Source organism: Bacillus sp. FSL P4-0290, from assembly GCF_037975435.1.
Classification (GTDB): domain Bacteria; phylum Bacillota; class Bacilli; order Bacillales; family Bacillaceae; genus Bacillus; species Bacillus subtilis.
Genome location: NZ_CP150253.1, coordinates 2477975 through 2492366, shown reverse-complemented (window position 1 = coordinate 2492366; position 14392 = coordinate 2477975). Strand labels below are relative to the sequence as shown.

General features: G+C 40.5%; 18 protein-coding genes and 1 pseudogene. All 19 read left to right on the top strand.

Going from position 1 to position 14392, the window contains the following annotated elements:
- Window positions 1-129: 129 nt before the first annotated feature.
- The 19 genes and pseudogenes from flgB (at window position 130) to fliP (ending at window position 14385) form a co-directional block, all read left to right on the top strand.
- On the top strand, window positions 130-519 hold the full coding sequence (gene flgB / locus MKY10_RS12975; RefSeq protein WP_003245656.1) for a flagellar basal body rod protein FlgB: 390 nt from the start codon (window positions 130-132) through the stop codon (window positions 517-519).
- Window positions 519-971 (top strand): flagellar basal body rod protein FlgC, encoded by a 453-nt coding sequence (gene flgC / locus MKY10_RS12970; protein ID WP_003245521.1) that lies wholly within the window; start codon window positions 519-521, stop codon window positions 969-971. Before flgB ends, flgC begins: the two co-directional genes overlap by 1 nt.
- A 10-nt stretch (window positions 972-981) precedes the next feature.
- The gene (gene fliE / locus MKY10_RS12965; RefSeq protein WP_003238544.1) at window positions 982-1302 is read left to right on the top strand and encodes a flagellar hook-basal body complex protein FliE; all 321 of its coding nucleotides are present in this window, start codon (window positions 982-984) and stop codon (window positions 1300-1302) included.
- Window positions 1303-1347: 45 nt separating this feature from the next.
- Window positions 1348-2963, top strand: a pseudogene (gene fliF / locus MKY10_RS12960) (flagellar basal-body MS-ring/collar protein FliF).
- Between the two features lie 12 nt (window positions 2964-2975).
- The gene (fliG, locus tag MKY10_RS12955) at window positions 2976-3992 is read left to right on the top strand and encodes a flagellar motor switch protein FliG (RefSeq protein ID WP_003231981.1); all 1017 of its coding nucleotides are present in this window, start codon (window positions 2976-2978) and stop codon (window positions 3990-3992) included.
- Window positions 3985-4737: a flagellar assembly protein FliH gene (gene fliH / locus MKY10_RS12950; protein WP_044052687.1), complete on the top strand. Its 753-nt coding sequence runs from the start codon at window positions 3985-3987 to the stop codon at window positions 4735-4737. The genes fliG and fliH overlap by 8 nt, the downstream gene beginning before the upstream one ends.
- Window positions 4734-6050 (top strand): flagellar protein export ATPase FliI, encoded by a 1317-nt coding sequence (gene fliI / locus MKY10_RS12945; RefSeq protein ID WP_015252096.1) that lies wholly within the window; start codon window positions 4734-4736, stop codon window positions 6048-6050. Before fliH ends, fliI begins: the two co-directional genes overlap by 4 nt.
- A gap of 2 nt (window positions 6051-6052) precedes the next feature.
- Complete coding sequence (fliJ, locus tag MKY10_RS12940) at window positions 6053-6496, top strand: flagellar export protein FliJ (protein WP_003231977.1); 444 nt, start codon at window positions 6053-6055, stop codon at window positions 6494-6496.
- Between the two features lie 11 nt (window positions 6497-6507).
- A complete protein-coding gene (locus MKY10_RS12935) occupies window positions 6508-7122 on the top strand; it encodes a MotE family protein (RefSeq protein WP_003231975.1) in 615 nt (204 codons plus the stop codon).
- A gap of 12 nt (window positions 7123-7134) precedes the next feature.
- The gene (locus MKY10_RS12930; RefSeq protein ID WP_048654880.1) at window positions 7135-8598 is read left to right on the top strand and encodes a flagellar hook-length control protein FliK; all 1464 of its coding nucleotides are present in this window, start codon (window positions 7135-7137) and stop codon (window positions 8596-8598) included.
- Entirely contained in the window at window positions 8595-9017 is a 423-nt protein-coding gene (gene flgD, locus MKY10_RS12925) for a flagellar hook assembly protein FlgD (protein WP_003231970.1), read from the top strand. Before MKY10_RS12930 ends, flgD begins: the two co-directional genes overlap by 4 nt.
- A 21-nt stretch (window positions 9018-9038) precedes the next feature.
- Entirely contained in the window at window positions 9039-9833 is a 795-nt protein-coding gene (gene flgG / locus MKY10_RS12920) for a flagellar basal body rod protein FlgG (protein ID WP_003231968.1), read from the top strand.
- A gap of 39 nt (window positions 9834-9872) precedes the next feature.
- The gene (gene swrD, locus MKY10_RS12915) at window positions 9873-10088 is read left to right on the top strand and encodes a swarming motility protein SwrD (RefSeq protein ID WP_003231966.1); all 216 of its coding nucleotides are present in this window, start codon (window positions 9873-9875) and stop codon (window positions 10086-10088) included.
- Window positions 10085-10507 (top strand): flagellar basal body-associated protein FliL, encoded by a 423-nt coding sequence (gene fliL, locus MKY10_RS12910; RefSeq protein ID WP_003231964.1) that lies wholly within the window; start codon window positions 10085-10087, stop codon window positions 10505-10507. The genes swrD and fliL overlap by 4 nt, the downstream gene beginning before the upstream one ends.
- Window positions 10508-10540: 33 nt before the next feature.
- Window positions 10541-11539 (top strand): flagellar motor switch protein FliM, encoded by a 999-nt coding sequence (fliM, locus tag MKY10_RS12905; RefSeq protein WP_003220879.1) that lies wholly within the window; start codon window positions 10541-10543, stop codon window positions 11537-11539.
- The gene (gene fliY, locus MKY10_RS12900) at window positions 11529-12665 is read left to right on the top strand and encodes a flagellar motor switch phosphatase FliY (protein WP_003231962.1); all 1137 of its coding nucleotides are present in this window, start codon (window positions 11529-11531) and stop codon (window positions 12663-12665) included. The genes fliM and fliY overlap by 11 nt, the downstream gene beginning before the upstream one ends.
- Before the next feature lie 25 nt (window positions 12666-12690).
- Window positions 12691-13053, top strand: coding sequence for a chemotaxis protein CheY (gene cheY / locus MKY10_RS12895; protein WP_014476812.1), 363 nt, complete (start codon window positions 12691-12693; stop codon window positions 13051-13053).
- A gap of 14 nt (window positions 13054-13067) precedes the next feature.
- A complete protein-coding gene (fliZ, locus tag MKY10_RS12890; protein ID WP_014479789.1) occupies window positions 13068-13727 on the top strand; it encodes a flagella biosynthesis regulatory protein FliZ in 660 nt (219 codons plus the stop codon).
- Window positions 13720-14385, top strand: coding sequence for a flagellar type III secretion system pore protein FliP (fliP, locus tag MKY10_RS12885; RefSeq protein WP_003245692.1), 666 nt, complete (start codon window positions 13720-13722; stop codon window positions 14383-14385). Before fliZ ends, fliP begins: the two co-directional genes overlap by 8 nt.
- Window positions 14386-14392: the final 7 nt, after the last annotated feature.

Sequence of the window (14392 nt, the reverse complement as noted above, 5' to 3'; positions counted from 1 at the left end):
TTGTGAGGACATTTTTTTACACGAACTTCATAGACTTTATGCCTGTTATTTCTTACAATAAGCATATAGTTTTACAATTCTCGACAAGGATATTGAGGGTGAAAAAAACTGAAATGGAGGTAAGTGGATTTGAGCTTATTTTCTGGAACGATACAAAATCTTGAAAATGCCTTGAGTAGAGCGGATATTAAGCAAAAAGTCATAACTAATAATATCGCCAATATAGATACACCGAACTATAAGGCAAAAAAAGTCTCTTTCCAAAATTTATTAGATCAAGAATCCTCGCGTCTTGAAGCGATAAAAACAGACTATCGTCATGTTGATTTTTCTGATACTGATTCGAATTATTCAATTGTTGCGAGCGGAGATACATCGTATCAGCAAAACGGAAACAATGTTGATGTTGACAAAGAGATGACAGAATTGGCGCAAAATCAAATCAACTATCAAGCTTTGGTTGAAAGAATGAACGGTAAATTTAATTCGCTGAAGACCGTATTAACAGGAGGAAAATGATGACAGCTTTTCATAGCTTAAATGTTTCAGCATCGGCTTTAACAGCTCAGCGAGTCAGAATGGACGTTGTATCATCTAACTTAGCAAATATGGATACGACAAGAGCTAAGCAGGTGAATGGAGAGTGGGTGCCTTACAGAAGAAAAATGGTTTCCCTTCAGTCAAAAGGTGAATCGTTCTCTTCTATTCTCAATTCTCAAATGAGCGGAAGCGGGAATGCTGGAAACGGTGTGAAGGTTTCAAAAATTACGGAGGATGATTCAGATTTTAATCTTGTCTATGATCCGACAGACCCTGATGCAAACGCTGAAGGATATGTACAAAAGCCTAATGTTGATCCATTAAAGGAAATGGTTGATCTTGTCAGCAGCACCAGATCATACGAGGCGAATGTCACGGCGATGAATGCCACAAAGGGAATGCTGATGAAGGCGTTAGAAATCGGAAAGTAGGTGAATGAATGTGATTAATGCAATTTCTCCTTTTCAGGTTCAAAATACTCAAAACACTCAAAATGCAACAAATCAAGTAAACAATAGCCAAAAAACAGATTCTTCAAATCAAACAAGCTTTTCGGAGCTTTTAAAAAACTCTATTAGTTCGTTAAATGAGTCCCAAGTAGCTTCTGACAACATGACTAATGCCTTGGCTGCAGGAAAAGATGTAAATCTTGATGAGGTCATGATCGCTGCTCAAAAAGCCAGCATCTCTCTAACTGCAGCAACAGAGTTCCGCAATAAAGCTGTGGAAGCTTATCAGGAGATTATGAGAATGCAAATGTAGGGGGTCTGACGATTTAGAGAAAGAGTGGAATGACCGGGGGTTAACATGAATCGTACTCTAATGCAAATGAAAAACAAAACGAGTGAGTTTTGGAAAAATAGATCTAAATTACAAAAGATTTTAATGGTTAGTGCTTTAGCGGCAATTATTATTATTGGAATTATTATTAGTGTTTTTGCTTCGAATTCTAAAATGGCGCCGCTGTACAAAGATTTGTCTGCCGAAGAAGCAGGACAAATCAAAGAAGAATTGGATGCAAAAAAAGTGCCAAACGAACTTTCGAATGGCGGTACAGTGATTAGTGTTCCGGAGGATCAGGTTGATTCTTTGAAAGTGCAGATGGCTGCAGAAGGACTTCCTAAAACGGGATCAATTGATTATTCGTTTTTTGGACAGAATGCCGGCTTTGGTTTGACAGACAATGAGTTTGATATGGTGAAAGTGAAAGCTACACAGACAGAACTGTCAAACTTGATCAATGAAATGGACGGTATTAAAAATTCAAAAGTAATGATTAATCTCCCGAAAGACGCTGTGTTTGTCGGTGAGGAGCAATCTGCAGCATCTGCATCAATCGTTTTGCAGATTCAACCGGGTTATACACTTGATCAAAGCCAAATCAACGGATTATATCATCTGGTATCTAAAAGCGTGCCAAACCTAAAAGAAGATAACATCGTCATCATGGACCAAAATTCTACATACTACGACAAATCAGACAGCGATGCAGGGTCCTACGCGGATAGTTATTCTTCTCAGCAAGGAATTAAGTCTCAAGTTGAAAAAGACATTCAAAAACATGTACAGTCATTGCTGGGTACGATGATGGGCCAAGATAAAGTCGTTGTCTCCGTTACAGCAGACATTGATTTCACAAAAGAAAATCGGACAGAAGACATTGTCGAGCCTGTGGATAAAGAAAACATGGAAGGTATTGCAGTCAGCGCTGAAAAGGTATCTGAAACATATCAGGGCGACGGTGCAGCCAACGGCGGAACTGCCGGAACCGGCGAGGAAGATGTTACAAATTATAAGGCTGACGGTGAAAATACCGAAAGCGGGAACTACGAAAAAAACAGCAACAAAATCAATTACGAGGTTAACCGAATTCATAAAGAAATCGCTGAAAGTCCTTATAAGGTCAGAGATTTAGGGATTCAAGTAATGGTAGAGCCGCCTGATGCCAAAAACACTGCGTCGCTATCAACTGAAAGACAGGATGATATACAAAAAAAAAAATCCTTTCAACTGTAGTCAGAACATCTTTGGATAAAGATGAAACGCAAAATCAGAATTTATCTGATGCTGATATCAATAATAAGATTGTTGTTTCCGTTCAGCCATTCGACGGAAAAGTCAATTTGGATACAAATACGGAAGAATCCTCAGGTATCCCGCTGTGGGCATATATTGTAGGCGGTGTTTTAATCGCAGCGATCATTGTTCTGATCATTATGCTTATCAGAAAGAAACGGGCGCAAGAGGATGAATTTGAGGAATATGAGTATGAGGTTCCTCAAGAACCAATCAATTTGCCTGATATCAACGAAGAGGAAAATGAAACAGCGGAATCAGTCAGACGAAAACAGCTTGAAAAGATGGCGAAAGACAAGCCGGAAGATTTTGCAAAACTGCTGAGAAGCTGGCTGGCCGAGGATTAGGAGGAATTAGAAATGGCGAGACGTGATCAAGATAAGCTTACAGGAAAACAAAAAGCAGCCATTCTCATGATTTCCTTGGGGTTAGATGTGTCAGCTTCTGTCTATAAGCACTTAACCGATGAAGAAATTGAAAGGCTTACTCTGGAAATATCAGGTGTTCGAAGCGTCGATCATCAAAAAAAGGATGAAATCATAGAAGAATTTCATAATATAGCCATTGCGCAAGATTATATTTCTCAAGGCGGTTTAAGCTATGCAAGACAAGTTCTGGAAAAGGCGCTTGGAGAGGATAAGGCGGAGAACATTCTAAACAGGCTGACTTCTTCTTTGCAGGTTAAACCATTTGATTTTGCCAGAAAAGCGGAGCCTGAACAAATTTTGAATTTTATCCAGCAAGAGCATCCGCAGACGATGGCGTTAATCTTGTCTTATTTAGATCCAGTGCAGGCTGGGCAGATTTTATCCGAGCTGAATCCTGAAGTACAGGCTGAGGTTGCGAGAAGAATCGCGGTTATGGATAGAACATCTCCAGAAATAATTAATGAGGTAGAACGGATTCTGGAACAAAAATTATCTTCTGCATTTACTCAGGATTATACACAAACAGGCGGAATTGAAGCTGTTGTGGAAGTGTTAAACGGGGTAGACAGAGGGACAGAGAAGACGATCTTGGATTCATTGGAAATTCAGGATCCCGATCTTGCTGAAGAAATTAAAAAGCGGATGTTTGTCTTCGAAGATATTGTCACACTTGATAACCGTGCCATTCAGAGAGTCATTCGCGATGTTGAGAACGACGATTTGCTCCTTTCATTAAAGGTTGCAAGCGAGGAAGTCAAAGAAATTGTATTCAACAATATGTCACAGCGTATGGTTGAAACCTTCAAAGAAGAAATGGAATTTATGGGCCCTGTACGCTTGAAAGATGTAGAAGAAGCTCAATCGAGAATTGTAAGTATCGTCAGAAAGCTTGAAGAAGCCGGTGAAATTGTAATAGCAAGAGGCGGAGGGGATGATATTATTGTCTAATATCATTAAACAAGAATCATCTATTTCTCCACAAAAGGAAAAAAGAAAACTTTCTATACAAGAGGTGCGTATTGATCATTCTCACCTTTTGCAGGCTGAAGAGAACCCGGAGGCGCTTATGGCCCGAGTGAAAGAGGAAGCTGATCGGATTTCTGAGCAGGCAAACAGTCATATAGAAAATATTCGCCGTCAAATTGAACAGGAGAAAAACGATTGGGCGGCTGAAAAACAGAAGCTTATTGAAGAAGCAAAAGCCGAGGGCTTTGAACAAGGAGTAGCGCTGGGCAAAGCTGAGGCAATGAAACAGTATGCAGAACTGATCGGCCAAGCAAACAGTATAACTGAAATGTCCAGAAAAGCTGTTGAGGACAAGCTTGAAGACGCTAATGAAGAAATCGTTGAGCTTGCCGTTGCCTTAGCAAAAAAAGTTTGGCAGCAAAAATCTGATGATAAAGAGGCTTTTCTCCTGCTTGTACAACAGGTTGTAAACGAAGTGAAGGAATATGACGATATATCAATTTATGTTGATCCATATTACTATGAGACAATCTTTCAGCAAAAAGATGAAATCCAGCAGCTTCTTTATAAAGAATGTCGGCTTGGCATATATGCTGATGAAAAAGCTCAAAAAGGAACCTGTTATATTGAAACTCCTTTTGGCAGGGTAGATGCGAGTGTTGACACACAATTGATGCAATTGAAAGATAAACTTCTGACAGCGCTGGAAGCAGGTGCAGCTGAATGAAGACACAGAGTCTGATAGATTGTATAGAAATGACAGACTCGTATAAACGGTACGGAAAAGTCAAGCGGGTAATCGGCCTGATGATTGAATCAAAAGGGCCAGCAAGCTCAATTGGCGACGTGTGCCTGATTTATGCAAAAGGACAATCTGGGAAAGTCATTAAAGCTGAGGTAGTCGGCTTCCAGGAAGAAAATATTTTGCTTATGCCTTATTTAGAGGCTGCGAGCATTGCAGCTGGCAGTATTGTAGAAGCTACTGGGGAATCACTTCGGGTTAAAGTTGGAACGGGACTGGTTGGACAAGTCATCGATGCTTTTGGAGAACCGCTTGACGGAAAACTTCTGCCGAAAGGGCTTTCGCCTGTATCAACGGAGCAATCACCGCCCAACCCGATGAAACGGCCGCCTATCCGTGAAAAGATGGGTGTTGGAGTCAGATCAATTGACAGCTTGCTGACAGTCGGTAAAGGCCAGCGGATTGGAATTTTTGCAGGAAGCGGTGTCGGAAAAAGCACCTTAATGGGGATGATCGCCAAGCAGACAGAGGCTGACTTAAACGTCATTGCACTTGTCGGAGAGCGCGGACGAGAGGTTCGGGAGTTTATTGAAAAAGATCTGGGGAAAGAGGGGCTGAAACGATCGATTGTAGTCGTTGCCACCTCAGACCAGCCAGCATTAATGAGATTGAAAGCGGCATATACAGCGACTGCAATTGCCGAGTATTTCCGAGATAAAGGCCAAAATGTCATGTTTATGATGGATTCTGTTACAAGGGTGGCAATGGCGCAGCGAGAGATTGGACTGGCTGCAGGAGAGCCTCCGACGACAAAAGGTTATACACCTTCAGTGTTCGCTATTTTACCTCGTTTACTAGAACGAACAGGTGCAAACGAGCATGGAACCATTACGGCATTTTATACAGTGTTGGTAGATGGGGATGACATGAATGAGCCGATTGCCGATACCGTACGCGGAATTTTAGACGGACATATTGTGTTGGACAGGGCGCTTGCCAATAAAGGCCAGTTTCCTGCAGTTAACGTACTAAAAAGCATCAGCAGGGTGATGTCAAACATTTCAACAAAACAGCATCTGGATGCGGCCAATAAATTCCGTGAGCTTTTATCGACATATCAAAATTCGGAAGATCTCATTAATATCGGAGCTTACAAAAGAGGATCATCCAGAGAAATTGATGAAGCGATACAATTTTATCCGCAGCTTATTCAATTTTTAAAGCAGGGAACAGACGAACCGGCTTTATTGGAAGAAAGCATTGCTGTATTAACTAGTTTGACAGGAAATGAGGAATAAACGTGGCTTATCAATTTAGATTCCAAAAGCTGCTGGAACTAAAAGAAAATGAAAAAGACCAATCCTTATCCGAGTATCAGCAATCAGTTTCTGAATTTGAAAACGTTGCTGAAAAATTATATGAGAATATGAGCAAAAAAGAATTGCTGGAACAAAATAAGGAAAAGAAATTAAAAAGCGGCATGAGTGTACAAGAAATGAGGCACTACCAACAATTTGTCTCAAATCTTGATAATACGATCTATCACTATCAAAAGCTTGTCATTATGAAAAGAAATCAAATGAATCAAAAACAAGAAATTTTGACAGAGAAAAACATTGAAGTGAAAAAGTTTGAAAAAATGCGTGAAAAACAGTTTAAAATGTTTGCTCTTGAAGATAAAGCTGCAGAAATGAAAGAAATGGACGATATTTCGATTAAGCAGTTTATGATTCAAGGCCATTAGGAGCGAATGTAATGTCCGGCAAAAAGAAAGAATCAGGTAAGTTCCGTTCGGTTTTGCTTATCATTATCCTCCCGCTGATGTTTCTATTAATCGCAGGGGGGATTGTTCTTTGGGCTGCTGGTATCAATGTCTTAAAGCCGATACAGGATGCTGCGGCAAAAACGCCGGTTCTTAAAGAATTGGTCCCTGAAACCGAAAATAAAAAAGGCGCAGCATCAAGTAAGGATAGCAGTAATACGGCAGCTCTGGAAAAGACCATTAAGGATCAAAAAAGTGAAATCAGTATATTGAATAAAGATCTAGAAACAAGTAAATCAGAAATCGATAGGCTCAATCAAAAGATCCGTTCACTTGAAAAGACGGCTGAGGATCAAAAAAAGTCATCAGAAGATCATACTGAAGGATCAGCAGACTCGAAAGCTTCTTCTGAAAATGACAAAGTGATCAGTGTGTACAAAAGCATGGACAGCGGAAAGGCTGCTAAAATTATTGCCCAATTAAAGGAGCAAGAAGCACTGAAAATATTGAATGGCCTAAGCAAAAAGCAGCTTGCTGACATATTGGCGAAAATGACTCCTGAGCAAGCAGCAACCTATACAGAAAAAATTGCTGCCAGCCAAGAATAGGGGGAATGAAAGGTGAAGCTGCTTGAATTAGCCGGACCTTTGCTGCAAACCACAATGGGTTCTGCCGCTAAAAACATGAAAAGTAGCCAAGGAGTTTTTCAAAACTTTCTTATGTCTGAGGCTGGATTGAAGGAACTTTCAGAACAAGGAAAGGGAACTCCTAATTCTGAAGATCAGCTTTTAGCAGATGCGCTTAAAAAGATCGGTGAATGGCTAAATGCAAGTCCTGAAGATCAAGACAAACAAAATGCGGATCTTTTGCAAACATTAAGCAAACTGACAGGGAAGCAATTGGATGCGAATGCTCTGCAAATGTTGCAAAATCTTTTGCAAGCAGTTGAATCAAAAATGTCAGGCGGGACGGATCAATTGCTCACAGAAACGGAGAAAATCTTTTCAGAAGCTAAAACGGCTCTGAGTGCCAATGATTCTGCTTCTGACATTAATGGAGCACTGAAGTCTGATAAAGAGCAATCAAATCAGGAAAATGAAGTATCCGAGCCTGCAAAAGAGCTTATCTATATCCAGATGTTCATTAGCCAGCTCGTAGAAGGGAATAAGCTGACTGATCTCGGGAATGGCAATGAAGCTCATGCCATTTACCAAAATGGAGATCAATTCCTTTCTGCATTAGAAAAGAAGGGTGTATCTCAACAACTAATTCAGGATCTTAAACAGCAAATATTCACTAAAGCTGAGTCAAGTTCAAAACTTTACTCGATGACAGCGTCAGAGCTGAAAAGTTTTCAAAGCTTAATGGATCAAATGTCTATGCTTCCTCAAAAAGGGACCAAAGAATGGAGTTTAGCTGAAAGCCAGCTGAAAGCCTTCTTGTTATCGAAATCATCCGAATCATCACAAGACTTTGGGAAGAGTGTTCTCACACCGCTCTCGCAGAGTTCATCCAGCAAAAATGCATCGGATGTTTCTGGAAGTATTCAGCCTGTAGATAGTAAATCAGGACTCCAAATGCTGTTTTCGGGGTATCGGGGCATAGGAGGAGTTCAAACACTTGATCTGCAGCAGATGTCATCTGATATACCAAATGCCGAAACAAAAACGGTGGCTGATCAAGTGATTAATGCGTGGAAGCAGATGAAATATACGCCTTTCGGCAGATCGACGGGAAGTTTCACTATTCGGCTGAACCCTGAACATTTAGGATTTGTCACAATCAAGCTGACAAATGAAAATGGAATGTTTCAGAGTAAAATCATAGCATCTAGCCAATCAGCAAAAGAATTGCTTGAACAGCATCTTCCTCAGCTGAAGCAATCATTGCCGAATATGGCCGTCCAAATTGACCGTTTTACTCTTCCGGTCCAAAGCGGGGATCAGCCGATATACGGCCAGCTTGCTGATGAACAGAAACAGCAGCAAGAGGGGCAGAGACAGCAAAGACAGAAAAAGCAATCAAATGATTTTGGCGATCTGCTCGATGAAGTGTCGATGGTTGAAATGGAGGAAGAAGAATGACTTCTATAAGTTCAGAATATAAACTGCCTGAAAAAACGAACACTGTGTCGACGAACAACAGCAGCTTGGGGAAAGACGAGTTTTTAAAAATATTAATGACTCAAGTTCAAAACCAAGATCCGCTTAACCCGATTGACGATAAAGAATTTATCAGCCAGATGGCGACTTTTTCAAGCTTGGAGCAAATGATGAATCTGAATACGACAATGACTCAATTCGTTGAAAACCAAGATCCGTTTACAACGTATGTTGATTGGATGGGAAAAGAAGTATCTTGGACTGATGGTAAAAGTGCAACAGATAAAACAGGCACAGTAAGCTCTGTTAAACATTTTAAAGGAAATTATTATCTCGTTCTTGATGATGGGACCGAGATCAGTCCTGCGAATGTCATGTCTGTGGGACAATCATCTAAATAAAAACATCTGGGGGAATATATTATGTTACGTTCACTTTATTCTGGAATCAGCGGTATGAAGAACTTTCAAACAAAGCTTGACGTAATCGGTAACAACATTGCCAACGTAAATACAGTAGGATTCAAAAAGAGCCGTGTGACCTTTAAAGATATGGTAAGCCAAACCATTGCCGGCGGTTCTGCTGCTGGTGCAACAATCGGCGGAACAAACTCTAAGCAAATCGGTTTAGGTTCATCATCTGGCACAATTGATACAATTCATTCAACAAGCGCGACACAAAGCACAGGAAGAACACTTGATTTAGCAATTGACGGCGACGGTTACTTCCGAATTGATACAGGTGACGGGACAGCTTATACAAGAGCAGGGAACTTCTATTTAGATAATACTGGAACACTGGTTACAGGTGATGGCTACCATGTACTAAATATGAATGGCGGAACAATTAAAATTCCTACTGATGCTCAAAGCTTTAGCATTGGTTCTGATGGAAAGGTGTCAATTGTTGATGCTGAGGGGAAAACACAAGACGGGGGACAAATCGGGATTGTTACTTTTGCCAACAGTGATGGATTGGATAAAATCGGAAGCAACCTATACCGTGAATCTTTAAACTCTGGAACGGCCAGTGCAGCGAACCAGCCTGGTGACGGCGGAACTGGTGCTCTTAAATCAGGATTTCTCGAAATGTCTAACGTCGATTTAACTGACGAATTTACTGAAATGATCGTAGCCCAGCGCGGATTCCAATCAAACTCAAAAATTATTACAACATCTGATGAAATCCTTCAAGAACTGGTTAACCTTAAACGTTAAGGAGGGAGGGGAGGCGAGTAATCGCTTCTCCGCTGTTTTATGATTAAAGTAACCCGTTTGAACGGGCAGCCCTTTACACTGAATGCGCTATTTATTGAACAGATTGAATGTTTTCCGGATACTACAATTACTCTGTCAAATGGTAAGAAGTTTGTAGTAAAAGAAGATGAAGAAGCTGTTCTGGAAAAGATCGCAGCTTTCTACCGAAAAATACAAATATTTGCAATGGATCAAGGAATAGAGGAACCGGAATGAAGAAAAAGTTAATGATCATATTACTAATTATTCTTATCGTAATTGGTGCTCTCGGGGCGGCGGCTTATTTTGTTTTAGGCGGAAAGTCCGAAAAAAGTGAAGCGAAAAAAAGTATTGATGAAATCGTTGCGTCTTCTGTTGATGTAGAAGAGATCACAACAAATTTAAAGTCTGATAACATTATCCGTCTTGCTATTAAACTTGAAACTGATTCTGATAAATCAAAAGAAGAACTTGAGAAACGTGATTTCCAAGTGAAAGACGCTGTTATATCACTGCTGGCTGATACGAATGCTGATCAGATTGAGGGAGACAAGGGAAAAGAAACCTTTAAGAAGGAACTAAAAGATAAAATAAATAGCTACCTCCAAGAAGGAAAAGTAGAAAAAGTGTATATTACCTCCTTTAATCTGCAATAAAGCATAATTTGACAGAATACGGAGGTGAGGAAAATGTCAGGAGAAGTTCTCTCCCAAAATGAAATAGATGCACTGCTCTCTGCAATATCAACTGGTGAAATGGACGCTGAAGAGCTGAAAAAAGAAGAAAAAGAGAAGAAAGTCAAGGTTTATGATTTCAAACGTGCGCTGCGGTTTTCTAAGGATCAGATCCGCAGTTTAACGAGAATTCATGACAATTTTGCAAGACTTCTTACCACTCATTTTTCTGCTCAGCTCAGAACCTATATTCACATATCTGTCAGTTCTGTTGATCAGGTTCCGTATGAGGAATTTATCAGATCGATTCCAAACATGACGATTCTGAATCTATTTGATGTTCATCCGATGGAAGGAAGAATTATGATGGAGGTCAACCCCACGATAGCTTATACGATGATGGATCGAGTCATGGGCGGGATTGGAATCAGTCATAACAAGGTTGACAGTTTGACAGAAATTGAAACAAAAATCATTTCTAATTTATTTGAAAATGCACTGGGTAATTATAAAGAAGCTTGGCAGTCAATTGCTGATATTGAACCGGAAATGACTGAGTTTGAAGTGAATCCGCAATTTGTTCAGATGGTATCTCCTAATGAAACAGTCGTGGTGATCTCGCTCAATACTCAAATTGGTGAAATCAGCGGTGTCATTAATCTCTGTATCCCGCATATTGTACTCGAGCCGCTCATACCGAAGCTTTCAGTCCACTATTGGATGCAATCAGACCGAAATGAGCCAAAGCCTGAGGAAACAAAGTCGCTTGAAAAACGTATCATGACAGCACAAATACCTGTCGTGGCCGAGCTCGGCACATCTGAACTGACGATAGAAGAGTTTTTAAGTTTAGAAGTCGGAGACTGCATAACTTTGGACAAATCAGTCACGGATCCTCTTACTGTATTGGTCGGAGATAAGCCGAAATTTTTAGGACAAGCCGGCCGGGTGAATCGAAAACAGGCAGTGCAAATTTTAGATCACGACATAAGAGGTGAACAAGATGGAGAATAATAGATTATCTCAAGATGAGATTGACGCGCTTCTTAACGGTACTGGCAGCACGCTTGATGAGCCAGAGATTCCGGAAGTAGATGACTTATCGGAAATGGAGCGTGATGCGATCGGTGAAATCGGTAATATTTCATTCGGCAGTTCTGCGACAGCACTGTCAACGCTTTTAAATCAAAAGGTCGATATTACGACTCCAAGCGTAACGGTCATTCCAAGAAGTAAAATCAGCGATGCGTTTCCTGAACCGTATGTAGCGATTGAAGTGAATTATACGGAGGGCTTCAGCGGAAGCAACCTGTTAGTCGTGGAACAAAGTGACGCGGCGATCATTGCGGACTTAATGATCGGGGGAGACGGAAAAGGTGCGGACCCTTCACTGGGTGAAATCCATTTAAGTGCGGTTCAAGAAGCAATGAACCAAATGATGGGATCGGCTGCCACATCAATGTCTACTGTATTCAGTAAAAAAATTGATATTTCACCTCCTCGAGTTGAATTGCTGGATGTTACTGAAGAAAAGGGTACAGACCGTATTCCTGATGATGAAATGCTGGTGAAAGTTTCTTTCAACTTAAAGGTGGGAGAATTAATAGACTCCAGCATTATGCAACTTTACCCATTGACATTTGCGAAAGATTTAATTTCAAGCCTTATGAACTCAGAAAGTGCAGAGGAAGAAGAAACGGTGCAGCCTGAAGTTACATACGAACAGCCGAAAGAGCCTGTGACGCCAGAGCCGCGTATTGAACCGAAGCAACAGCAGCAGCCGCCAAAAAGGCAGGGAACAGCAAAAAAAGCAGCGCCAGTTCAGGTTTCACCGGTGGAATTTTCCGCGTTTGATCCAAACGAAGCTGTACAAGCCCCTATTCATAATCTGGATATGCTTTTGGATATCCCGCTTTCGATTACTGTTGAGCTTGGCAGAACGAAGAGAAGCGTAAAAGAGATTTTAGAGCTTTCTGCCGGAAGTATTATCGAGCTTGATAAATTAGCCGGTGAGCCTGTAGATATTTTAGTTAATCAGCGTATCGTTGCCAAAGGCGAGGTCGTTGTCATTGAAGAAAACTTCGGAGTAAGAGTCACTGACATTTTAAGCCAGGCAGAGCGCATTAATAATTTAAAATAACGAAACACAAGGAGAGAGATAGATTATGGCACATAGAATTTTAATTGTAGATGACGCAGCATTTATGCGAATGATGATTAAAGATATTTTAGTTAAAAATGGTTTTGAAGTTGTGGCGGAAGCTGAAAATGGAGCACAAGCGGTAGAGAAATATAAAGAGCATTCACCTGACCTTGTTACTATGGATATCACGATGCCAGAAATGGATGGTATTACAGCATTAAAAGAAATTAAACAAATTGATGCGCAGGCAAGAATCATCATGTGTTCTGCTATGGGACAGCAATCAATGGTTATTGATGCCATTCAGGCCGGCGCTAAGGATTTCATTGTGAAACCTTTCCAGGCTGACCGTGTGCTTGAAGCAATCAACAAAACATTAAGTTAAAGGGTGTACGACTGTTGAAAAAGAGTCAATATTTTATTGTTTTTATTTGTTTTTTCGTTTTATTCAGTGTACATCCGATTGCTGCTGCCGCGGCAGACTCTGATAATTCAACTGTAAACGAATGGTTTCAAAAGAAAGATGAAAAAACTGCAGATCAATCAGAGCAAAAGAAAGAAAAAACAACAAAAACTGCTGATGAGACGGAGGGAGCGGCTGCTCCTTCTGTCTCAGCTTTTGATTTTGTAAAGATGATTTTCGCTTTACTGTTTGTTATCGCGCTGATTTACGGGCTGGTTAAGCTCATGAACAAAAGAAATCGGCTCCTAAAGCCTTTTCAATATGTTGAAAATATTGGCGGCACATCGGTCGGCCAGAACAGATCCATACAATTGATCAAGGTCGGGAAAAGTGTGCTCGTCGTCGGTGTAGGAGAGACGATCCAGCTGCTGAAAGAAATTGAGGATGAAAAAGAGATTGAAGTCATTCTCAGTCAGCATGAAGAGGCAATGTCAAGCAAAATAGAGTGGCAAAAGTTTGTGAAGCCGCTTAAGAGTTCTGAACATCAGCCGCAGCAAAAACTGCCTTCATTTTCAAAAGCATTAAAAGAGCAACTTGAAGAGTTAAAACAAAACCGTTCTGAAGGAAAGAAGAAAGGCCCACGTCATCATGAATGAGTTTATAAATATTTTCAGTTCAAGCGATCCGGAAAACGTAAGTTCGACTGTTAAATTACTATTATTGTTAACTGTATTTTCAGTGGCGCCTGGAATATTGATTCTTATGACTTGTTTTACTCGCATCGTCATTGTTCTGTCATTTGTCAGAACTTCACTTGCGACGCAATCTATGCCCCCAAACCAGGTTCTAATCGGGCTTGCGCTGTTTTTAACATTTTTTATTATGGCTCCTACTTTTTCAGAAATTAATAAAGAAGCGCTGACCCCATTAATGGACAACAAAATCAGCTTGGATGAAGCGTATACGAAAGCTGAGGAACCGATTAAAGAATTTATGAGTAAACACACAAGGCAGAAGGATCTGGCGCTGTTTATGAATTACGCGAAAATGGATAAACCTGAATCATTAAAGGATATTCCGTTAACAACAATGGTTCCGGCTTTTGCCATATCGGAGCTTAAAACAGCATTTCAAATAGGTTTTATGATTTTTATCCCTTTTTTAATTATAGATATGGTAGTGGCGAGCGTCTTGATGTCAATGGGAATGATGATGCTGCCTCCAGTTATGATTTCTCTGCCCTTTAAAATATTACTTTTTGTTTTGGTAGACGGCTGGTATTTAATTGTGAAATCTTTGCTTCAGAGCTTTTAGGGTAGGT